Origin of the sequence: Amycolatopsis vancoresmycina, from assembly GCF_000716785.1 — a bacterium.
Taxonomy (GTDB): Bacteria; Actinomycetota; Actinomycetes; order Mycobacteriales; family Pseudonocardiaceae; genus Amycolatopsis; species Amycolatopsis vancoresmycina.
Genome location: NZ_JNYY01000002.1, coordinates 428,857 through 450,088, shown reverse-complemented (window position 1 = coordinate 450,088; position 21,232 = coordinate 428,857). Strand labels below are relative to the sequence as shown.

The window sequence follows — 21,232 nt, the reverse complement described above, 5'->3', positions numbered from 1 at the left end:
CCGAGAGTAGGTCAAACGGCGGCGGCGAGCAGCGCGATGCCGACCAGCAGCAGGTCGAGGCCGCGGAACAGCTGCCGGGTCAGGTTGGCCGGCATCGGGCCCATCGGGGTGTCGACGAACCCGGGATTCGCGTAGTCAACGGCGGTCCGGGTGACCGTGCGCAGGATCGAGAGCACGGAAAGCGGCACGGCGAGCCACGCGGTCGCGGCGAACGACGTCCCACCCGCGAGGGTGACCACGACGAGCGCAGCCGTCCAGACCAGGCCGACGCCGCCGAGCACCAGGCCGTGGGCGAGCACCAGCTCGCGGTCCGCCGAACCCAGCCACCGCCGACGGCCCGGGTTGCGCCAGAGCTCGCCGAGCCCGGCGCCGAACGGCGTCAGCGCGAGGTATCCGCCGAGGCCGATCAGGACCGCGCCCGGCACCGTCGGCACCGCGATGTGCGCGACGACGACCGCGAGGGCGATCAGCAGCGCCGCGCCCGCGTACCGGGAGCGGCCGAGCGTGCCCGCCCAGGCCAGCCGCAGCGGGGTGGGGCGGCGCAGCGAAAGCCCGCCGGCCGGCACGGACGGAGGGAGCAACATCATGGGGTCGAGGAAGGTGACGGCGACCGAGCGCAGCACCCGGCCGTCCCACCCGGCGAGCAGCGCCGCCCGGCCCGCGCCCGACACCGGCTCGCCGCCGAAGGCCAGCGGCAGCGCCGCGACCAGTACGCCGGCCGCGACGAGCTGGACGGCCGCCGGGCCCAGGCGCAGCGCGGCGATCCCCAGGCCGAGGACCGCGAGCGCCAGCGGACCGAGCGCGTCGAGCCGCAGCGACGTCCGCCTCGCCGTCGCGAAGGCCGTCACGCCGGTCGCGGCGACCATCGCGACCGCGGCCCGCCACTGGTCCAGCCCGGCACCGCCGACGGCGAGCAGCAGCGCGGCCAGGTAACCGGTCACCGCGACCACGCCGGTCCACGCGCCGAGCAGCCGCAGCGTGACGACGCGGCCGCGGTTCACCGGGGCGAAGTCGAGCCAGGTCAGCTCGGCCGGTTCGACCCAGGCGAAACCGCGGCGCAGCAGGCCGCGCCAGCCCACCGCGCAGCAGAGCGTGAGCAGCCCGAGCACGGCCGGGAAGGCGGGAGTGGACGATCCGTAGAGGGCCGGGCGCCAGCTGTCGACGTGGAAGAACGCGGTGAACAGGAACCCGAAACCGAACAGGAAGGCGAAGGAGGCGACGTCGCCGCTGAAGATGCCGCCGAACCGCTTCCGGCCGGGGATCCGCATCCGCTTCGGCGCCAGAGTCACCACAGTTCGAGCACGCTGTCCGCGGCTTCCAGCAGCGGCGGGTGGTGGGTGGCCACCACGACCGCCGCGCCGGCCGCCGTCGACCGGCCGATCACCTCGACCAGCCACTCCTTGCCCGCGGTGTCCAGCGCGCGTTCCGGCTCGTCCAGCAGCAGCACCCGGTGCGGCCGGGCGGTGACGCCGAGCAGGAGCAGCCGCCGGCGCTGGCCCGCGGAGAAGTGCCCGGCCGTCACGCGCATGCGGTCGCCGAGGCCGGCGTCGCGCAGCAGCTCCTCGTGGTCGCCGAGGTCGGCGCCGAACGAACCGGACAGCAGGTCCAGGTGCTGCAACGGCGTCAGCTCGGCGAAGAAGTCGGAGTCGTCGAAGAGCACCGACACCTTGCGGCGGAACCCGACGTCCCGCTCGTCCGGCACCTTGCCGTCCACCAGGACGCGGCCCCGCTGCGGCTGCTGCATGCCGTAGAAGCAGCGCAGCAGGGTCGACTTGCCGGCCTTGTTGGGCCCGACGATCGCGGCGCACTCGCCGGGCTCGACGCCGAAGTCCAGGTCGTCGAACAGCCACAGTTCGCCGGCCCGGACGCCGAGCGCCTTCGCGTCGATCACCGGAGGTGCTCGAGGACCGGCGCGAACTCCTCCAGGTGCATCTCGAGGATGGTGAAGTAGGTGAAGCCGTACCGCTCCCGGTGGCCGCGGATCTGGTCGGCGATCTGCGCCGGCGTGCCGACGAAGGCCGTCGGCAGTTCGGCGAGCTGCTCGACGGTCAACCGGCCCTGCAGGCGCTGGGCGAGTTCGGCCAGCCCGGCTGCGCGGTCGCCGGTGATGGTGACGAACTGGCCGAGCAGGTTGAACTCCGGCTGGCGGTCACCGAGCTTCGCGCGGACGAACGCGACGCGCTCGTCGACCTGCTCCGCGCTCACCCCGCCGGTGAAGCCGATGATGTCGGCGTGCTCGACGGCCAGGCCCAGCACGCGGTCGCCGCGGCCGCCGATCAGCAGCGGCGGCCCGGACTTCCGCACCGGCGCCGGCTTGTGCTCCGGGTCGGCGTAGAGCCGCTTGAGCTCGGTGATCGTCCGCTCGAGGTGGTCGACGCGCTCGCCGGCGGACGGGAACGGCAGCCCCGCGGCCTCGAACTCCGCCTGCACGTACCCCGCGCCGAGGCCCAGCTCCAGCCGGCCGTCGGTGAACTGGTCGGTGCCGATGACCTCCCGGGCCAGCAGCGTCGGGTTGTAGAACGCGCAGTTCAGCACGTAGGTGTTCACCTTGACGCGCGAGGTGGCCTCGGCGGCGAGCACCAGCGCCGGGAACGGCGGGGCCATGCCGAGGTGGTCGGCCGCGGACACGACGTCGTACCCGAGGTCCTCGGCCTTGCGGCACTTTTCGACCCAGGCGGCGCGGCTGCCGGGCACGACCATGTTGACACCGAAACGGAATTCCCCAGTCATGGTGCCCAAGGTACTCAGCGGAGCCGCTCGATCACCGGCGCCAGCCGGTCCAGATCGTCTTCGAGCACCGTGAAGTAGCTGACACCGAGGCTTTCGCGGGTCCGCCGCAGCTGCTCGGCCACCCCGTCCGCGGAGCCGGCGAGGACCGTGGCCAGCGTGCCGAGCTCCTCGACGTCGAGGTGCGGCACGAGCTGGTGGGCCGCTTCCAGTGCCGCCCGCCGGTCATCGGTGATCCGGACGAAGTGGACCATCAGGTTCAGCTCGGCGTCCCGGCCGTCGAGCACCCGCTTCACGAAGTCGGCGCGTTCGGCGAGCGCGCCGGAGTCGGCCAGGGCCAGCCGCCCCTCGGCCGCCCCCGGCGCCGTGCCGGTGAGGGCGATGGTGTCGGCGTGCGCGGCGGCGAAGGTCAGCATCCGGTCGCCGCGGCCGCCGAGCAGCAGCGGCGGCCGCGGGCGCCCGTCGAACGCGCGCTCGAGCTCGGCGACCACGTCGGCAACCCGGCCGAACCGGCGGCCGGGCGTGCCCCAGTCGATCCCGGCGGCTTCGAACTCTTCGCGGACGTACCCGGCGCCGATCCCGATCTCCAGCCGGCCGCCGGTGAGCTCGTCGAGCGCGGTGACGTCCCTGGCCAGCAGCACCGGGTTGTGGAAACTCGCGTTGAGGACGTAGGTGTTCAGCCGGATCCGCTCGGTGGCCTCGGCGGCGAGGAGCAGGGCCGGGATCGGCGCGACCCGGCCGAGGTGGTCGACCACGCCGACGACGTCGTAGCCGAGGTCCTCGGCCCGGCGGCACTTCGCCATCCACTCGGCCCGTGAACCGGGCACGTACAGGGCCACCCCGAAGCGAAAGGATCTCATAGTCGCGAAATTACCGGGGCAAGTGGTCGTGAGTGAAAAAGAGGGTTAGAACCCTCTTTTTCACTCACGACCAGCTGCGGCAGGGGGCTCAGCTGAGGCGCTGGGCCAGTGCGTCGAGCTCGTCCCGCAGCGACGTCGGGACCTGGTCGCCGATCTTCTCGAACCACTCCTCGATCAGCGGCAGCTCCTCGCGCCACTCCTCGGGCTTGACGTCCAGGGCGGCCTGGATGTCCTCGATCGGCTCGGTCAGGCCCTCGGTGTCGAGGTCCTCGGCCCGCGGCACGAAGCCGACCGGCGTCTCGACGGCGTTGCCCTTGCCCTCGACGCGCTCGATGACCCACTTCAGGATCCGCGAGTTCTCGCCGAAGCCCGGCCACAGGAAGCGGCCGTCGTCGCCGCGGCGGAACCAGTTGACGTAGAAGATCTTCGGCAGCTTGTTCGCGTCCGCGTTCTTGCCCAGGTTCAGCCAGTGCTTGAAGTAGTCACCGGCGTGGTAGCCGAGGAACGGCAGCATCGCCATCGGGTCGCGGCGGACGTTGCCGACCGCGCCGGCGGCCGCGGCCGTCGTCTCCGACGACATCGTGGCGCCCATGAAGACGCCGTGCTGCCAGTCGCGGGCCTCGTTCACCAGCGGGACCGTGGTCTTGCGGCGGCCGCCGAACAGGATCGCCGAGATCGGCACGCCCTTCGGGTCGTCCCACTCCGGCGCGAGGATCGGGCACTGCGACATCGGCGTGCAGTAGCGCGAGTTCGGGTGGGCGGCCTTCTCGTCCGAGTCCGGCGTCCAGTCCTGGTGCTTCCACGAGGTCGCGTGCTCGGGCTTGTTCTCCATGCCCTCCCACCAGATGTCGCCGTCGTCGGTCAGGGCGACGTTCGTGAAGACCGTGTTGCCCTTCTCGATCGTGCGCATGGCGTTCGGGTTGGTGTGCCAGTCGGTGCCCGGCGCAACGCCGAAGAAGCCGAACTCGGGGTTGACCGCGTACAGGCGGCCGTCCTCGCCGAAGCGCATCCAGGCGATGTCGTCACCGAGGGTCTCGGCGCGCCAGCCCGGGATGGTCGGCTGCAGCATGGCGAGGTTGGTCTTGCCGCAAGCGCTCGGGAACGCGGCCGCCACGTAGTGGACCTTGTCCTCGGGCGAGATCAGCTTGAGGATCAGCATGTGCTCGGCGAGCCAGCCCTCGTCGCGCGCCATCACCGACGCGATGCGCAGCGAGTAGCACTTCTTGCCCAGCAAGGAGTTGCCGCCGTAACCCGAGCCGTAGCTCCAGATCGCGCGCTCCTCGGGGAAGTGCGAAATGTACTTCGTTTCGTTGCAGGGCCAGGAAACGTCCTGCTCGCCCGGTTCGAGCGGGTGGCCCACCGAGTGCAGCGCGGGCACGAATTCACGCTCGGATCCGTCGGGCGCGATGAACTTCTCGAGTGCGGCCTTGCCGGCGCGGGTCATCACGCGCATCGAGGCGACGACGTAGGCGAAATCCGTGATTTCGATACCCAGCTTGGGATTGTCGTCGCCGAGCGGGCCCATGCAGAAGGGGATGACGTACATCGTGCGGCCGCGCATCGAGCCCCGGAAGAGCTCGGTCATGGTGGCCTTCATCTCGGCGGGGTCCATCCAGTTGTTCGTCGGCCCGGCGTCCTCGGGACGCTCCGAACAGATGAAGGTCCGGTCCTCCACGCGGGCGACGTCGTTCGGGTCGGAAGTGGCCCAGAAGGAGTTCGGCTTCGACTTGAGCTGCACGAACGTGCCGGCCTCGACCAGCTCCTGGTTGATCCGGGCGGCTTCTTCGTCGGACCCGTCGACCCACACCACACGGTCCGGGGTCGTCAGTTCGGCGACCTCCCGGACGAAGGACAGCACGCCAGTGTGCGTCGTCGGCGCGGTGTCCAGTCCGGGGATGGCGACTGCGGTCATCTCTACTCCTGACTTCCGACGACAAAAGCGCCCACACCGGAACAACGCTGTCCCGGTGCGGGCGACATTGCCGGCGACCGAATGGCTTCGCGCACCGGCTGGCGAACCGGTGTGCGCGATTTGGGATTCCCTGAGAGTAGCCGCATGACCGGCAAGTAACCGAGAGCTGACGTGTAGGTTCTCTCACAAGAACGATAAGGGAATCGATTCAGATGTCACTTGATCGGTGCATTCGGTGAAAATCTTCCCGTGGCCCGGGACACAGCTGTGACCTGCTCGTTTTCATTGAAGACATGAAGAAAGCCCGAGGCCGCAGCCCCGGGCTTTCAAACTATGACCTGGGTCACTTTCAGTTCGGCGAAATCCACTGCCCGGTGCCGGAGTCGATGCGCGCGACGCCCTCCAGCGTCTGCGTGCCGGCCTCGCCCCAAGCGGCGTCCGCGGCCGGATCGCCGTCGTTCATCAGTCCACTGGAGACCTCGGTCCACTGGCCGTGTCCGGTGTGCTCGAACGTCGTGGTCGTGCCGTCGGCTTCGGTCTGCACCGCGATGTCCGCTTCGCCGTCGCCGTCCTTGTCGGTGAAGGCGATGGTGCCGCCGCTCTTCGTCTCGACGATGGCGGTGTCGTTGTGCCCGTCGTGGTCGGTGTCGATGGTCGCGACCCCCGCGTCCACCTCGCCGTCCGGCATGTCCGCGTGGATGTGGCCGCCGGCGCTGTCGTCCCGGCCGCCGGTGTCGGAGTGGTCGTGGCCGCCGGAGCCGTCCTCGACCCACTGGCCGCTGGCCTCGTCGTAGACGGCCTGGTCGACGACCTTCCCGTTCTCGTCCAGCACGGCGTAGTGGTCGGCCTCGCCGTCGTGGTTCGTGTCGATGAAGGCCTGGGCCGAGCCGTCGTCGTGCTCGATGATCGCGGTGTCGTTCACCCCGTCTTCGTTCACGTCGTAGTTGACCTCGGCCTGGTACTCCTGGCCGTCGACGTGGACGGTCATCGCGTCCGGGCTGCTCGCGTCGGTGTCGCTGCCGCCACTCTCGTCGACCCACATGGGACTTCCCCCTTCGAACCGGGTAACACGCTCCGACCTGCTGTCTGAGGGTATGACTCACCGTAGGCCCGTTCGGTTCCGCTCCACAACCGGACCGGTGCTCAGGCGGTTTTGTCCCGCAGTGCCCGGATGCGCGTCAGGAATGTTTCGGCGCGCTCGCGGCCGTCGCTGACCTCCTTGAGCCGCTTCGAGACGATCGCGATCTTCTTGGCCCGTTCCTGCGCGCCCATCTTGATCGTCTTGTCGACTTCCTTGAGCTCGGCTTCGATCGCGTCGATGCGCCGGCCGAGCGCTTCGTCCAGCGCCATCGACAGCTGCTGCTCGGCCTCGATGAGCTGCTCGGCGACGAGCTGGTCGAGCGTCGAGCGGGCGTCCGCGATGGCCTCGACCAGCCACTGCTTCATGTGCTGCTTGTCGGCCGCGTGCTTGCGGGTGCGGGCCATCCACCAGCCCGCGCCGAGGCCGATGATGATCGTCGCCGGCAGCACGACCGGGTTCAGGATCGCGACACCGGCCAGCGGCAGCGCGGCCACCTTGCCCGCGCCGACGCCGCCGGAGATGCCCATGAAGACGAGCAGCTTGTCCTCGGCCGTCGGCGGCTTCTTGTCCGGTGGCCGCAGCACCACCGGCGGGCCGCCGGCCCGGGCGAACTGCGCGCGGATGACGTCGAGCTCCTCGGGCGAGAACAGCTCCGACAGCGAGACGTTGGTGACCTGGTTCAGCCGCTGCGAGAGCAGCATCGAGATCCGCTGGGACGTCGTCTGCAGCGCGATGTCGACCTGCTGCGGCAACGCGGCCAGCTCGTCGCGCTTGGCCGCGTCGATCAGCTGGCGGAAGTGGGTCTGCGCGTCCCGCATCTGCCGGGCGCTCTCGTGCCCGACCTCGACGCGCGTGCGCTGCACCTCGCCGCGCAGCTTCAGCTGCCAGCCGCGGGTGGAGCTGCGGCGTTCGGCCTGCAGCTGGTCACGGCGTTCGCGCAGCTGCTCGGCCTCGGCCTCGCCCGCGGACAGCGCCCGGCTTTCGGCCTGCAGCTTCGCCTTCAGCTCGCCCAGCGCGCTGGACAGCGCGCGCAGCGTGTTCGCCTCGCCGAGCATCGCCGAGCGGCCGACGAGCAGCTCCTGCAACGCCGTCTGGATCGCCGCGACGCCGGACTTCTCCCGCAGCATCGCGGCCATCTGCTCGTTGGGCGCCTTCGCCGCGGTCTCGAACATCCGCGCCGACACCGGGTGGAACACCGCGTCGGCGAACCGGGGTGCGTGCTCGCGCAGCAGCTGCCGGTCGGCCTCCATGACCTCGCGCCAGCCGCGGAACATGTCCACCTTGGTCAGCGCGAACACCACGGTCTCGACGCGCTCGCCGACGTCACGGAGGAACTGCAGCTCGGTCGAGGTGAACGGCGCCGAGGCGTCGACGACGAACAGCAGCGCGGTCGCGCCCGCGGCGGCTTCCTTCGCCAACTCGCCGTGCATCGAGTCGAGCCCGCCGACCCCGGGGGTGTCGACCAGCGAAAGGCGGTCGAGCAGCGGCACCGGGCCGGTGACCTCGACGTACCGCGGCGGGAGCTGGCCCGGCGGGAGCTCGTGCGCGGCGGACACCCAGTGGATCAGCTGGCCGAGGTCGATCGGCACCGGCGCGAGCTGGCCGGGGTAGCAGGCCTGCGCACCCCAGGTGTCCGCGTGGTCGAACACCAGGTAGGTCGCGGTGGCGACGTCGGCGTCCACCGGGGACAGTCCCGGGCTGGCCAGAAGCGCGTTGACCAGCGAACTCTTCCCGCGGTTCGTCTCACCGACGACCACGACGGCCGGCTTCTTCGGCCGGGCCTTCCGGATGTCCTCGACCCACTTGGCGGCGGCCGGATCGGCCTCGCGCACGACGGTCAGCAGCTGGTCTCGGGCTGCGGCGACCTGCGTGGGCAGGCTCGGCGCGGTCGGTGCGCTCACGGGTTCTTCTTCGCGTAGACGGTGACGACCGGGGCGCGCAGCAGGCGGTCGTGGTCGGCGAAGCCGGTGACCTCGGTTTCCGCCACGATGCCGTCGAGCGCCGGGTCTTCGGTCGGGACCGCGCCGCCGGCTTCGTGCCGGGCCGGGTCGAACCGCTCGCCGACGGGCCGCAGGGCTTGGACGCCGATCGCGGCGAGGCCCTCCTCGAGGCGTTCGACGACGCCGCCGCTGCGGGCGCGGTCCAGCGCGTACAGGCACATCTGGATCAGTGCCTGGCGGTCCGCGAGGGCACGGTCGAGATCGCTTACCTGCTGCAAGGGGTGCACATCGGTGTCCGACGCGGCGGCACCGCGTTCGGTTCCGTCCTTGCGAAACCACGCCATGCCGACAGTCTGGCGGACTCAGCCGCCGTCCGGCGGCGAAACCGGGCGAAGGAACCGGATCAGGATCGTCCGGAGGATCGCCTGTTCGGCCGCCAGATCGAGGTCCCGGTCGAGACTGGCCCGCGAAATCATCGCGTCGATCAGCCCGGCGACCCAGCCCGCGGCCGCACGCGGGGCGACGCCGGGGTCGATCAGCCCGGCGACGGCGGCGCGGGTGACCAGCACGGCGAGGCCGTCCCGGAGGGCGGCGTCGTTGCGCCGGATCAGCTCGGCGAACTCGGCGTCGCGGGCCGCTTGGGCGGCGGCCTCCAGCACGAGCCGGACGACCGCGGGGTGCGCGAGCTGGCCGGCCAGTTCGGCGACGACGTCGAGCAGCGCCGCCAGCGGGTCGTCCGTCCTCGCCGCGGCGGCCAGGCGCTCGGCCGTCTCGGCGGCGTCGTCGGTGAAGATCGCCGTGAACACCGCGCGCTTGCTGGGGAAGTAGTGGAAGAGGCTGCCGGAGCTGATGCCCGCGGCCCGGCAGATGTCCGCCGTCGTCGTGCGCTCGAAGCCCTTCTCGGCGAAGCAGCCTGCGGCGGCGTCGACGATCGCGCGGCGCTTCGCCGCGCGCTTGGCCGGGTCGACGGTCCTCATCGCTCGACCGGCTCGTCCTGCCAGGGGTAGCCGTGCTCGGCGAAGGCGGGCGCCAGCTCGCGGCCGGTGAGGTCGGTCTTCTCGCGGGCGATCTCCCGGCCGTCGGTGGTGCGCAGGACGAGTTCCTTGCCGTCGAGGTAGACGGCTTCGAGCTCGGCCTCGATGCGGCGGGTCCGGTCGCCGCGGACCAGCGTGACGCGGGTCGGCGACACCGTGACGACCAGCCGATCGCGGGCCCAGATCGCGGCGAACACCAGCCCGAGCACCAGCCCGCCGGCGACCGCGGCCAGCGTCGCCCACGGCTGCGGCAGCTTCGTGAGCACCTTGAACACGCCCTGGAACGGGAAGGCGGGCAGGTCGCCGACCCAGGCGGCGACGGCCCAGACACCCACGCCCAGCGCGCCGCCGATGAGCGGGCAGCCGATCCAGGACCCGGTGCGCAGCCACGGCGGCTCGTCGACGGTCGTCTCCATGCCGCTCATTATCCGACCGCGTGCTCGGTTTATGAAAGCCGGGTCTCAGACCAGTTCGTCGATCACCGTGCGCAGGACCACTTCCAGGCCCGGGCCGTCCTCGGCGAGGCGGGACGAGACCAGCAGCTGGTCGTCGGCCGTGCGCAGCCAGATGGCGCCGGCGACCGAGATCTCGATGACGTTCAGGCGGAACGGGTACGCGCGGCGACCCAGCCGCACTTCAGCCTCGCGCACCAGCTGGCCGAGCCGCTCGCTGGCGACGATCTGCCTGCGGTAGAAACCGGGCGCCCACGGCGTCCCGCCCATCGGCTCGCCCGCGCCGCGCAGCGCGGGGCCGCGCGCGTTGGCGAAGTGGCGGGCCGCGGCCGGGCCGAAGAAGTCGACCGCCTGGCGCATCGCCGAACCCACCGCGAGCGCCGGCCGGCCGTAGCGGGTGCGGGGGCTGCGCGGGTCCGGGTCCTCGCGCTGGCGGAGGAAGGCCAGCAGGTCGACCCACCAGTCGGCCCACTGGGCCTGGACGGCCGCGCGGTCGACCCCCGGCGGGACGTGCACCGGGACCTGCGGCTCCACCGGCGGCAGCACCTGGCCCTCGGAAACGGACAGGGCCAGGGCATCGCGGATGTACAGCGCGACGTCGATCTCGCTCTCGCTGCCCCAGCTCGCTCGCCAGGAAGTCGTGTTTTCTAGGCGCACGTTTTCACAGTACGCGGGGAAACGCCGTGTTCAGGAGAAGTCGGCAAGCAGAGACAAACTCAGCCCTGGGGCTCGCGGACCTGTTGCCAGATCAAGAAGTACGCCCGGTGCACGACGTGCGCGACGCGGCTCTGCGCCGGCGTCGCGCCGAAGGACGCGAAGGAGCGCCACCAGCCCGCCCGCTCGAGGGCGTGCGCGGCCAGTTCCGGCCGCGGGGCACCGGGCTTGCCGAGCTGGGCGCCGATGTCGGCGTTGCTGCCCACCCGCAGGACCTCTTCGGAGAGGTCCTCCGGCATGTCGACCGCGCCGGACGCGACCAGCGTCAGCGCTTCGAGCAGCCGCAGCTGGTGGGCCTCGGGCTTGGCGAGCAGGACCTCGATGGCGTCGTGGACGCGCTGGCGTTCCGCCGGGTCGCCCGAGGCGTGCGCGAGCGCGGTCACCGACGCCAGCGCCGCGGCCGCCTTGATGCCGTCGGCGCGGGCGGCGAACACGATCGACAGCCGCTGCCGGACCGCTTCCAGGCCGGACGCGTCGAGCAGCGATCGCCGCAACGCGCCCGCGGTGATCTCCGGTTCCTTGCGGATGGCCTCGACGGCGTGCGAGACGCCGAACAGGTCGAGCTTCTCCAGCAGCCGCAGCCGGGTGCCCGCCGGGACGTCGCACTCCCAGCTGGTGAAGATGTCGGCCGAGATCAGCATGGTCTGCAGGACGTCGTCGTCGAGGACGGCGAGCTGCCGCAGGGCCTCGGCGTCGGCGGAGGTGAAGCCGCCGGACTCGGCGGATTCGGCGATCAGGCCGATCACCGGCAGCACGTCGGCGACGCGCGGCTTCAGCGTCGACGCCTGCTTCTCGGCGAGCAGGGTCGCGGCCTTCCAGACGTCGCCGCCCGCGCCGTCGACCGACTCGGGCGCGATGGTGTCGGCCTTGTTGAGCACGGCGATCGCGTTGACCGGGCCCGCCTCGCGGCTCGCGGTGGCCGCGGTGAAGGCGGCGAGGGCCTGCTGGTCGTCCGCGCGGACGCCCTGGGTGACGACGTAGAGGACGGCTTCCGCGCCGGCGACGGCGTTGCGCGAGGTGTCGTCGAGCTCGTCGGAGCCCTCATCGTCCTCTTCTTTGCGGTGCTTCGCCGCGCCCAGCAGCTGCTCGGTGCGGGACACCGAAGCGGCGTCGAGCGAGCCGAGGCCGGGGGTGTCGATCACCGTCATGCCCTGCAGGACGGCGTTGGTCAGGTACGCCTCGATGTGCGACACCTGCTCGATGTCGACGCCGAGCTCGGCCGGGATCATGCCGTCGGCGGCGAACGGGAGCACCTGCTTGCGGCCGTCGGCGAAGACGATCTCGACACGGTCGACCGTGCCGTACTGGAACCGGGTCACCAGCCGGGTGCACTCACCGATGTCGGTCGGCGCGACCCGGCGCCCGATCAGCGCGTTGACCAGCGTGGACTTGCCCGACTTGATCCGGCCGGCCACGGCCACCTGCAGCGGCGCGCCGAGCCGGCGCAGCACCTCGGCGAACCCGGCGGCGGTGCGCGCGGAGACCTGCGACTGCAGGCGGTGGCACAGGTTGGCCACCGACATCGACAGCGGACCCGCGAGCCGGCCCTGCTCGGGTGACGTCACGGCCCCCAGTCCTCCCCGGTCGAAGCGACAACCCGTGAATCGTGCCATGGGCCTCATCCCGAGGTCGCACCCAAGGTGGTCCCGCCGACCGACGCGCGATCTCCGCCGCGCGACCTAGGGTTGGGTGGTGCGACGGCTGAGTCTCTGGATGCGTGCCCACCCCATGGCGGGCGACACCGTGCTGGCCGTCCTGCTCGGCCTGGTCGACATGCTGCTGTTCGCCGCCGACGGGTTCGCCGAGATCGCCGAGATGCCGCCCTGGTACATCGCCGTGCCGGTGAACATCGCCATGGTGGCGCCGCTGGTGTTCCGGCGGAAGTCGCCGCTGTGGTCGGCGTACGTCGTGCTGGTGATCGGTGTCGTGCACGAAACGCTCCAGCTCGGCATCTCCAGCGTCGCCGCGCTGGCGATGAGCATCTACTCGGTCGTCGTCTACGCGGGGCGGCGGCCGGGGCTGGTGTACGTCGGTGCCGTCATCGCCGGGTCGGCCCTGCAGCTGGCGCTCGGCCCGGCGGACGAGCTCCTGATCTCGGCGCTGTTCCTGGCGTTCGGGATCGCCCTGTGCTGGACCCTCGGCGAGTTCGTCGGGGCCCGGCGCGCCTACGACGTGGAAGTGGAGGCCAGGTTGCACCTGCTCGAGACCGAACGGGACCAGGCCACCCGGATCGCGGTGGCCGAGGAGCGCGGGCGGATCGCGCGCGAGCTGCACGACGTCGTCGCGCACGCGGTGAGCGTCATGGTCGTGCAGGCCGACGGCGCGTCGTACGCGCTCCAGAGCAACCCCGAGCTCGCTCAGCGGGCCCTGCAAACGATTTCCGAGACCGGCCGCGGCGCGCTCGGCGAGCTGCGGCGCCTGCTGGACGTGCTCCGCAGCGACGACGCCGACGGCGAGCCACGGGTGCCGCAGCCGGACGCGCACGCCCTCGCCGAGCTGGCCGACCGGATGCGCACCGCCGGCGTGCCGGTGGAGCTGGAGCTCGGCGAGCTCGGCGACCTGCCGGCCGGTGTCTCGCTCGGGATCTACCGGATCGTGCAGGAGTCGCTGACGAACACGCTGAAGCACGCCGGGCGCGGCGCGACCGCGTCGGTGCGGGTCCAGCGCACCGGCGACCTGGTGGAGGTGCTGGTGTCCGACGACGGCGCCGGCGTCGGGCAGCTGGTCCCGGCCGGGCGGCGCGACCCCCGGCTGCCGGGCGGCAACGGCTTGATCGGCATGCGCGAACGCGCGCACGTGTACGGCGGAACGTTGGACGTGGGCCCGGCTCCGGGCGGTGGATGGCAGGTCCGCGCGGCCCTGCCGGTTAGGTTGGACAAGTGATCCGGGTGGTGGTCGTCGACGACCAGGAACTGATGCGCGTCGGGTTCCGGATGGTGCTGGGTGCGCAGGCCGACATCGACGTCGTCGGCGAGGCGGGCGACGGCGCGCAGGCCATCGAGCTGGCCGCGCAGCTGCGGCCCGACGTCGTGCTGATGGACGTCCGGATGCCGGTGCTCGACGGCGTCGAGGCGACGAAGCGGATCGTCGCCGCGGGCACCGCCCGTGTGCTGGTGATGACGACGTTCGACCTCGACGAGTACGTCTACGCGGCGCTGCAGGGCGGCGCGAGCGGGTTCCTGCTCAAGGACACCCAGCCCGACCACCTGGTCTCGGCGCTGCGCGCGGTCGCTTCGGGCGACGCGGTGGTGTCGCCGTCGGTGACCCGCCGCCTGCTGGACCGGTTCGTCGGCACCGGCGGCTCGCCGATGCGGGACACCGCCGAGCTGGACGTGCTCACCGACCGCGAGCGCGAGGTGCTCGTGCTGATCGCCAAGGGCATGTCGAACCTGGAGATTGCCGAGGCCCTGTTCCTGTCCGAGGCGACGGTGAAGACGCACGTCGGTCGGATCCTGGCGAAGCTGGAGCTGCGGGACCGGGTGCAGGCGGTGGTGCTGGCCTACGAAACCGGTCTCGCGCGCCCCGGTCTCGGCTGAACCGTCAGAGCCGGGTGGCCGCGCGGACCAGGGCGGCGAGGGCCAGGGAGCGGCTGTGCGGCGGCCACGCGATCACCGTCGTCACCGTCGGCGCGTCCGTGACCGGCACGGCGACCAGGCCCTCGAGCAGGTTGGCGCGGCTGGACTCGGGCATGACCACCGTGGTGCGGCCGAGCGCGATCAGCTGCAGGAGCTGGGTCTGGTTGCGGACTTCCGCGCCGGGGCCGTCGGGGTAGCTGCCGTCGGGGCCCGGCCAGCGGGCCAGCGGCAGTTGCGGCAGCGAACCGACCTCGGCGAGCCGGAGGTGGGGCCGCCCGGCCAGCGGGTGCGCGGCGGGGAGGATCGCGATCTGTCCCTCGGTGCGCAGGGTTTCGGTGTCGAGGCCGGCCGTCGAGTCGAAGGGCTCGTGCAGCAGGGCGACGTCGGCCCGGCCGTCGTGCAGCGCCTGCTGGGGCTGGGACTCGCAGAGCAGCAGGTCGACGGGGACCGCGCCCGGCTCGGCCGCGTACGCGTCGAGCAGTTTCGCCAGCAGTTCGCCGGAGGCGCCGGCTTTGGCGGACAGGACGAGCGTGGCCGGAGTCGTCGCGGCCGCCCGGGTGCGCCGCTCCGCCGCGGCCAGCGCGCCGAGGACCGCCCGGCCTTCGGCCAGCAGCACGGATCCCGCGCCGGTGAGCGTCACCTTGCGGCTGGTGCGTTCCAGCAGCGCCACGCCGAGCCGCCGCTCGAGCTGGGCGATCGTCCGCGACAGCGGCGGCTGGGCGATGCCGAGGCGTTCGGCGGCCCGGCCGAAGTGCAGTTCCTCGGCGACCGCGACGAAGTACCGCAGCTCCCTCGAGTCCACCCGCCCAGGCTACCCGCAGCACCGATACCACCGGGGTATCGTCGCTCGTCACGCCGGGTGTTGGTGCCTCGCCGGAGCCCGCCGATGATCGGGGCATGAACGAACGGACGGTCGCGCTGGTCACCGGCGCGAACAAGGGAATCGGCTTCGAAATCGCGGCCGGCCTCGGCGCCCTGGGCGTGCGCGTCGGCATCGGAGCGCGCGACGAGCAGCGCCGGGAGGACGCCGTGGCGAAGCTGCGCGCGGCCGGCGTCGACGCCTTCGGCGTGCCCCTCGACGTCACCGACGACGCGAGCGTGGCGGCCGCCGCCGCCCTCCTCGGGGGACGGCTCGACGTGCTGGTCAACAACGCCGGCGTCGCGGGGGCGTGGCCGGACGAGCCGTCGGCCGTCACGCCGGAGAACCTGCGGGCGGTGGTGGAGACCAACGTGATCGGCGTCGTCCGGGTCACCAACGCGATGCTGCCCCTGCTGCGCCGCTCCGGGCGCCCGCGGATCGTCAACCAGTCCAGCCACGTCGCGTCGCTGACGTTGCAGACCACGCCGGGCGCCGACCTCGGCGGCGTCAGCGGGGCGTACTCGCCGTCGAAGACGTTCCTCAACGCGATCACCATCCAGTACGCCAAGGAACTGGCCGGCACGCCGATCAAGATCAACTGTGCCTGCCCCGGCTACGTCGCCACCGACCTGAACGGCTTCCACGGCACCAGCACGCCCGCGGACGGCGCCAAGATCGCCGTCCGGCTCGCCACCCTGCCCGACGACGGCCCGACCGGCGGGCTCTTCGACGACGCCGGGGACGTGCCCTGGTGACGGCGGTCAGCGGTAGCCGTCCGGCGGAGTGGCCGCCGGGTCCTTGCCCGCGTTGCGGACTTCGGTGAGCCAGCGGCCGAAGTCCGGGCGGTCGCCGTCGACGTCGGTGTAGCCGTACTCCTTCATCAGCGTCCACGACGCCAGTGTCTGCCCGGCGAAGCGAGCGACCTCCGGGTCCTGCGCCAGGGCCGCGACGCCGCGGGCCAGCAGGTACGGCGTCTCGGAGATCTTGAAGTCGACCGGGGCCAGCTTGCCGACCGCGTCGCGCCAGTTGGCCTCGGTGACCTCGAAGTGGTCGAGCATCGACTCCGACCGCAGGAAGCCCGGCGTCACCGCGAGGCCGACGCAGTCGTTCTTCTCCAGCTCCACGCCGAGGGCCCGGCCGAGCGCGCGGATGCCGCACTTGGCCAGGTAGTAGGGGAGACCGGCGCCGACGTAGTCGTCGTTGTCGCCGTCGGTCACCTCCAGGACCAGGCCGCGGCGGTCGACCACCAGCGGCAGCAGCTTGTGCAGCGCGATCAGGTGCGTGTCGAGGGCGTTGTGCGTCAGGTTGAGCGCGTCATCAAGGGGCGTCTCCCAGAACGGCGCGTCGAAGTGGAAGTACATGTCGCCGCCCCAGACGTCGTCGACCAGGATGTCGATTCCGTCCACTTCGGACTCGATGCGGGCCTTCAGTGCGTCCACATCGGACACCGAGGTGAAGTCGCAGCGGACGACGACCGCGCGGCCGCCGGCCGCTTCCACCAGTTCGCCGGTTTCCTCGATCGTCTCCGGGCGCTTCATCGGCGACACCGTTTCGCGGGTCGTGCGGCCGGTGACGTACACCGTCGCTCCCGCGCGGCCCAGCTCCACCGCGATCGCCCGGCCACACCCGCGCGTCGCTCCGGTGACCACCGCGACCTTGCCCTGCAAACTCAGTGGTGAATTCGATTCGTTCGCAAGCTCACTCATGCGTCCTCCCGTCCCCGCCACGCGGACAGCACCGCGTCGACGTCCTCCGCCAGCCGGTCGGCCAGCCGCCCGTGCGGCCGGATCGACCAGTCGATCGACACCCCGTTGATGACGCCGAGCACCGCACGGGCCGCTCGCGGCACGCTCGGCGCGTGCGGCAGCGAAGCCGCCGCCGCGCGCACGAGCCGCCGCAGTTCCGCTTCCACCGCCGTGAAGTGCTCGCCCAGCAGCGACCGCAGCACCGGGTCCCCGATGTCCACGCCGAGCTGGCCCAGGTGGTTCGCCGCTTCTTCGGCGTCCCCGAGCACCGCGTAGACCGACACCGCCGCGGCCCGCAGGCCGTCGACCGGGTCGTCCACCCGTTCCGCGCTCTCCCGCATCTGCTCGACCGCCCGCCGCGTGGCCCGCCGGCTCATCGCCTGCAGCAGACCGCTCTTCGAGCCGAACCGCTGCGCGACCGTGCCGACCGAAACCCCGGCCTCCGCCGCCACCTGCGCCAGCGTGAAACCGGGGCCACAGCGGCCGATCACGGTCTCCGCCGCGGCCAGCAGCCGCTCGTCGGTGATGCTCCTCGGCCGGGCCACGCCATTATTGAACCACAGTTCATTAATTACTTCGAATCAGAACCTTGTTCTGGTTAGGACGGCGCCACGGACCGCAGCTCGCCCACCTGCGGCGACCGTCGCGCCGGCCGACGGCTGAACAAGGTTCTCAGGGTCGACTCAGGGTCATCACGGATCGCGCATCGGCCGAAGAGCCAGCAAGGTACTACTCAGGTAGGGGGAGGGGTTCGGCCTCCAGGGTGACGCGCGAACCACCCCAGACCCGCGACGATGAACGCGTCGTAAGCGAGGGGCGGAAGAGGAGCAGCCATGATCGAGGCAACCGGCCTCACCAAACGGTACGGAAAGACACTGGCGGTGAACAACCTGTCGTTCTCCGTGGCCGCGGGTCAGGTCACCGGCTTCCTCGGCCCGAACGGGGCGGGCAAGTCCACCACCATGCGGATGATCCTGGGCCTGGACAACCCGACGGGCGGCCAGGTCACCATCGGGGGCAAGAAGTACCACGACCTCAAGGAGCCGCTGCGCACCGTCGGCGCGCTGCTCGACGCGAAGTGGGTGCACCCGAACCGCTCGGCGCGCGCCCACCTGCTGTGGATGGCGAAGGCCAACCGCATCCCGGCGGCCCGCGTCGACGAGGTACTCGAAATCGTCGGCCTGACCAGCGTCGCCGGCAAGCGCGCCGGCGGGTTCTCGCTCGGCATGTCGCAGCGGCTCGGCATCGCGGCCGCCCTGCTCGGCGACCCCGAGGTGCTGCTGTTCGACGAACCGGTGAACGGCCTGGACCCCGAGGGCATCCTGTGGATCCGGAAGTTCATGCACCGGCTGGCCGAGGAAGGCCGCACCGTTTTCGTGTCGAGCCACCTGCTTTCGGAGATGGCGCTGACCGCCAGCAACCTCGTGGTGATCGGCCGAGGCCAGCTGATCTCGCAGTCCTCGACCGAGGACTTCGTCTCCCGCGCCGCGGAGAACACCGTCAAGGTCCGCTCGCCGCAGCTGGCCGAGCTCCGCGACGCCCTGCAGCGCGCCAGCGCCGGCGTCACCGGGGACGACAAGGCGCTCGTGGTGTCGGGGATGGACAGCGACAAGATCGGCGAAATCGCCGCCGCCGGCCGGATCGTGCTGCACGAGCTGAGCCCGCAGACCGGCTCGCTGGAGCAGGCCTTCATGCAGATCACCGGCGACTCCGTCGAGTACCACACCGGCCTCGACGCCGAGGCGCAGCACGTGCTCGAGTCCGCCAAGTAACCGGGGAAACCAAGATCATGAACCTGCTCGCGGTCGAACGCATCAAACTGTTCAGCACCCGCTCGCCGTGGTGGTGCGCGCTCATCACCGTCGCCCTGTCCGTCGGCTTCGCGGCCATCCTGGCCGGCGCGACGCCCACCGACGAACCCATCGCGCTGTCGGCCACCCAGTTCGGCGGCTCCCAGTTCGGCATCGCCGTCGTCATGGTGCTCGCCGCGCTCGCGGTGACCACCGAATACCGCTTCAACACCATCCGCACGACGTTCCAGGCGGTGCCGCACCGCTCGCCGGCGCTGGTCGCCAAGGCCGTCGTCGTCGCGCTGGTGGCGCTGGTGATCGGCGAGATCGGCGCGTTCGGTGCGCTGGGCCTCGCCATGCTCATGCGGCCGGACGACCACCTCGGCCTGCACACGACGCAGGACTGGCTGAACGTCGCCGGGCTCGGCCCGGTGTTCGCCATCAGCGCCGTGCTCGCGGTCGCGCTGGGCATCCTGATCCGGCACAGCGCGGGCGCCATCGCCCTGCTGCTCATCTACTACTTGGCCGTCGAGGAGCTGGTCCAGCTGATCCCGAAGGTCGGGCACCACATCCACGAGTGGCTGCCGTTCAACGTGGCGAACAAGTTCCTGCGCGGCTCCGTGGTCGTGGACGGCCCGGCGCCGTCCGACTCGCCGCTGAGCCCCGGCTGGGCGCTGGCGTACTTCGCCGGCATCGCGATCGTGTTCCTGCTCGTCGCGCTCGGGGTCGCGAAGAAGCGGGACGCATAAAGGGGGAACAAGGGGATAAGGGGAAACCGGGAGTCCGGGTCGCGCTGTCGGGGGGCGACCCGGATTCCCGTTTCGCAGTAGGCTTCCGGTGACGGACGAGGGAGCCCCATGATCGAAGCGACCGCGCTGACCAAGCGGTACGGCGCCACCACGGCGGTCAACGAGCTGACGTTCACCGCGCAGTCCGGGCGCGTAACCGGCTTCCTCGGCCCGAACGGGGCCGGCAAGTCCACGACCATGCGGCTGATCCTCGGCCTCGACCGCCCGGACGCGGGCACGGTGCTCGTCGACGGCGTCCCGTACCGCGAGCTGGAAGATCCACTCAGGACGGTCGGCGCGATGCTCGACGCCACCTGGCGCCACCCCGGCCGCAACGGGCGTGACCACCTGCGGTGGCTGGCCGCGACCAACGGCATCCCGGACAAGCGCGTCGACGAGGTGCTGGCCCTGGTCGGGCTGACGAGCGTCGGCAAGACGCGCGTCCTGCAGTACTCGCTCGGCATGCAGCAGCGGCTCGGGATCGCCGCCGCGATGCTCGGCGACCCGCGCGTGCTGCTGTTCGACGAGCCGGTCAACGGCCTCGACCCGGAGGGCATGGCGTGGATCCGGCAGCTGCTGCACGCGCTGGCCGCCGAAGGGCGGACCGTCTTCGTGTCCAGCCACCTGCTGCCCGAGATGGCGCAGACCGCGCAGGACCTCGTCGTGATCGGCCGCGGCCGGCTGATCTACCAGGGCACGATGGACGACTTCGTCGCCCGGACGAGTGAACACGGCGTGCGGGTGCGCACCCCGCACGCCGACGAGCTGCGGGCGGCCCTGACCGGCCAGGCCGAGTTCACCGAGACCGGCGGCGCGTTCGTCGTGTCCGGAATGGACAGTGACCGGATCGGGCAGCTCGCCTTCGACGCCGGCGCGACCCTGCACGAGCTGAGCCCGATCACCGGCTCGCTCGAGCAGGCCTACCTCGACCTCACGCACGAGGCCGTCGAGTTCGCCACCCCGGAGGCCGTCCAGTGACCACGTCGACGAACCTCCTGCGCGCCGAGCGCATCAAGCTCTTCAGCACGCGCGCGCCGTGGTGGTGCCTGGCCATCGCGCTCGTCGCGCCGCTCGGCTTCACCGCGCTGTTCTTCGCGCTGGCCGGGCCGGAAATCCCGCCGACGGTCGGCAACACCCAGCTCGCGAGCGGCAACGGCCGGACCGTGCTGCTCGTCCTCGCCGTGCTCGCGACGGCGTCGGAGTTCAACTGGGGCACCATGCGCCTGACGTTCCAGGCCGTGCCCAGCCGCGTCCCGGCGCTGCTGGCCAAGGCCGTGGTCGTCAGCGCGGTCGGCGCCGTGCTCGGGCTCGTCGTCGGCTTCGGCTCGTGGGCGCTGGCCTCGCTGGTGCAGCCGGAGGCCAACCTGGCGCTGCACACCGGCGCGGACTGGCGCTCGGTGCTCGGCCAGAGCCTGGTCTTCCTGTTCACCGCGGTGGCCGGCGTCGGCGTCGCGCTCCTGCTGCGCAGCGTCGCCTTCGCGTTGACCATCGTCCTCGTCTGGACGCAGGTGCTGGAAGGCGTCATCCTCTTCATCCCGGGCATCGGCAAGCACGTCTACCAGTGGATGCCGTTCCACGCGGCCGACCAGTTCGTCGGCGCGGGCGGCTTCGCCGGCGGCGCGCTGCAGCTGCCCTCGCCCGCGCTCGGCCCGTGGGGCTACCTCGGCTACTTCGCGGCGATCAGCGTGGCGCTGCTGGCGGCCGGGGTGCTCGTCACGGCCCGCCGCGACGCGTGATCGCGGTCTCATACCGCAA

At 71.6% G+C, this 21,232-nt stretch carries 22 protein-coding genes; 7 read left to right on the top strand and 15 right to left on the bottom strand.

The window, feature by feature from the left end; genetic code table 11:
• Positions 1 to 11 precede the first annotated feature (11 nt).
• From OO60_RS07640 to OO60_RS07585, 12 genes are all read right to left on the bottom strand, one after another.
• Positions 12 to 1,292 carry a hypothetical protein gene (locus tag OO60_RS07640; protein WP_033261070.1) on the bottom strand — a complete coding sequence of 427 codons (1,281 nt, stop codon included), beginning with the start codon at positions 1,290 to 1,292 and terminating at the stop codon, positions 12 to 14.
• Positions 1,286 to 1,891: an ABC transporter ATP-binding protein gene (locus OO60_RS07635; RefSeq protein WP_033261069.1), complete on the bottom strand. Its 606-nt coding sequence runs from the start codon at positions 1,889 to 1,891 to the stop codon at positions 1,286 to 1,288. The genes OO60_RS07640 and OO60_RS07635 overlap by 7 nt, the downstream gene beginning before the upstream one ends.
• Positions 1,888 to 2,730: an LLM class F420-dependent oxidoreductase gene (locus OO60_RS07630; protein WP_081911160.1), complete on the bottom strand. Its 843-nt coding sequence runs from the start codon at positions 2,728 to 2,730 to the stop codon at positions 1,888 to 1,890. The genes OO60_RS07635 and OO60_RS07630 overlap by 4 nt, the downstream gene beginning before the upstream one ends.
• 14 nt (positions 2,731 to 2,744) lie before the next feature.
• Positions 2,745 to 3,587 carry a TIGR03621 family F420-dependent LLM class oxidoreductase gene (locus OO60_RS07625; protein ID WP_081911158.1) on the bottom strand — a complete coding sequence of 281 codons (843 nt, stop codon included), beginning with the start codon at positions 3,585 to 3,587 and terminating at the stop codon, positions 2,745 to 2,747.
• An 88-nt stretch (positions 3,588 to 3,675) separates the two neighbouring features.
• Positions 3,676 to 5,499, bottom strand: coding sequence for a phosphoenolpyruvate carboxykinase (GTP) (locus OO60_RS07620; protein WP_003072779.1), 1,824 nt, complete (start codon positions 5,497 to 5,499; stop codon positions 3,676 to 3,678).
• A gap of 349 nt (positions 5,500 to 5,848) precedes the next feature.
• Complete coding sequence (locus OO60_RS07615) at positions 5,849 to 6,541, bottom strand: hypothetical protein (RefSeq protein WP_003072782.1); 693 nt, start codon at positions 6,539 to 6,541, stop codon at positions 5,849 to 5,851.
• Between the two features lie 101 nt (positions 6,542 to 6,642).
• Positions 6,643 to 8,481, bottom strand: a complete 1,839-nt coding sequence (locus OO60_RS07610) for a dynamin family protein (RefSeq protein ID WP_003072789.1) — start codon at positions 8,479 to 8,481, stop codon at positions 6,643 to 6,645.
• Positions 8,478 to 8,864: a nucleotide exchange factor GrpE gene (locus OO60_RS07605; RefSeq protein WP_003072791.1), complete on the bottom strand. Its 387-nt coding sequence runs from the start codon at positions 8,862 to 8,864 to the stop codon at positions 8,478 to 8,480. Before OO60_RS07605 ends, OO60_RS07610 begins: the two co-directional genes overlap by 4 nt.
• A gap of 18 nt (positions 8,865 to 8,882) precedes the next feature.
• Entirely contained in the window at positions 8,883 to 9,497 is a 615-nt protein-coding gene (locus OO60_RS07600) for a TetR/AcrR family transcriptional regulator (RefSeq protein WP_003072793.1), read from the bottom strand.
• On the bottom strand, positions 9,494 to 9,970 hold the full coding sequence (locus OO60_RS07595) for a YqeB family protein (RefSeq protein ID WP_033261067.1): 477 nt from the start codon (positions 9,968 to 9,970) through the stop codon (positions 9,494 to 9,496). The genes OO60_RS07600 and OO60_RS07595 overlap by 4 nt, the downstream gene beginning before the upstream one ends.
• A 45-nt stretch (positions 9,971 to 10,015) precedes the next feature.
• Positions 10,016 to 10,663, bottom strand: a complete 648-nt coding sequence (locus OO60_RS07590) for a hypothetical protein (protein ID WP_003072799.1) — start codon at positions 10,661 to 10,663, stop codon at positions 10,016 to 10,018.
• A gap of 59 nt (positions 10,664 to 10,722) precedes the next feature.
• Positions 10,723 to 12,333 carry a dynamin family protein gene (locus OO60_RS07585; RefSeq protein WP_205624126.1) on the bottom strand — a complete coding sequence of 537 codons (1,611 nt, stop codon included), beginning with the start codon at positions 12,331 to 12,333 and terminating at the stop codon, positions 10,723 to 10,725.
• A gap of 100 nt (positions 12,334 to 12,433) precedes the next feature.
• Here OO60_RS07585 and OO60_RS07580 point away from each other — a divergent pair, with 100 nt between their 5' ends.
• A complete protein-coding gene (locus OO60_RS07580; RefSeq protein WP_420835548.1) occupies positions 12,434 to 13,603 on the top strand; it encodes a sensor histidine kinase in 1,170 nt (389 codons plus the stop codon).
• Positions 13,600 to 14,256 (top strand): response regulator, encoded by a 657-nt coding sequence (locus OO60_RS07575; protein ID WP_003072807.1) that lies wholly within the window; start codon positions 13,600 to 13,602, stop codon positions 14,254 to 14,256. Before OO60_RS07580 ends, OO60_RS07575 begins: the two co-directional genes overlap by 4 nt.
• Before the next feature lie 4 nt (positions 14,257 to 14,260).
• Here OO60_RS07575 and OO60_RS07570 read toward each other — a convergent pair whose 3' ends face one another.
• Positions 14,261 to 15,097: a LysR family transcriptional regulator gene (locus OO60_RS07570; protein ID WP_003072809.1), complete on the bottom strand. Its 837-nt coding sequence runs from the start codon at positions 15,095 to 15,097 to the stop codon at positions 14,261 to 14,263.
• Between the two features lie 95 nt (positions 15,098 to 15,192).
• Between OO60_RS07570 and OO60_RS07565 the strand changes: the two genes are divergently transcribed.
• Positions 15,193 to 15,909, top strand: a complete 717-nt coding sequence (locus tag OO60_RS07565; RefSeq protein WP_003072811.1) for an SDR family NAD(P)-dependent oxidoreductase — start codon at positions 15,193 to 15,195, stop codon at positions 15,907 to 15,909.
• A gap of 6 nt (positions 15,910 to 15,915) precedes the next feature.
• Here OO60_RS07565 and OO60_RS07560 read toward each other — a convergent pair whose 3' ends face one another.
• Positions 15,916 to 16,860, bottom strand: coding sequence for an SDR family NAD(P)-dependent oxidoreductase (locus OO60_RS07560; protein WP_051767648.1), 945 nt, complete (start codon positions 16,858 to 16,860; stop codon positions 15,916 to 15,918).
• Entirely contained in the window at positions 16,857 to 17,444 is a 588-nt protein-coding gene (locus tag OO60_RS07555; RefSeq protein WP_003072827.1) for a TetR/AcrR family transcriptional regulator, read from the bottom strand. The genes OO60_RS07560 and OO60_RS07555 overlap by 4 nt, the downstream gene beginning before the upstream one ends.
• A 288-nt stretch (positions 17,445 to 17,732) precedes the next feature.
• Here OO60_RS07555 and OO60_RS07550 point away from each other — a divergent pair, with 288 nt between their 5' ends.
• The 4 genes from OO60_RS07550 (at position 17,733) to OO60_RS07535 (ending at position 21,213) form a co-directional block, all read left to right on the top strand.
• Positions 17,733 to 18,671 (top strand): ABC transporter ATP-binding protein, encoded by a 939-nt coding sequence (locus tag OO60_RS07550; RefSeq protein ID WP_003072834.1) that lies wholly within the window; start codon positions 17,733 to 17,735, stop codon positions 18,669 to 18,671.
• A 17-nt stretch (positions 18,672 to 18,688) separates the two neighbouring features.
• Positions 18,689 to 19,438 (top strand): ABC transporter permease, encoded by a 750-nt coding sequence (locus OO60_RS07545; protein WP_003072836.1) that lies wholly within the window; start codon positions 18,689 to 18,691, stop codon positions 19,436 to 19,438.
• A gap of 108 nt (positions 19,439 to 19,546) precedes the next feature.
• Entirely contained in the window at positions 19,547 to 20,455 is a 909-nt protein-coding gene (locus OO60_RS07540) for an ABC transporter ATP-binding protein (protein WP_003072839.1), read from the top strand.
• Complete coding sequence (locus tag OO60_RS07535; RefSeq protein WP_003072842.1) at positions 20,452 to 21,213, top strand: ABC transporter permease; 762 nt, start codon at positions 20,452 to 20,454, stop codon at positions 21,211 to 21,213. The genes OO60_RS07540 and OO60_RS07535 overlap by 4 nt, the downstream gene beginning before the upstream one ends.
• The last annotated feature ends 19 nt before the right edge of the window (positions 21,214 to 21,232 follow it).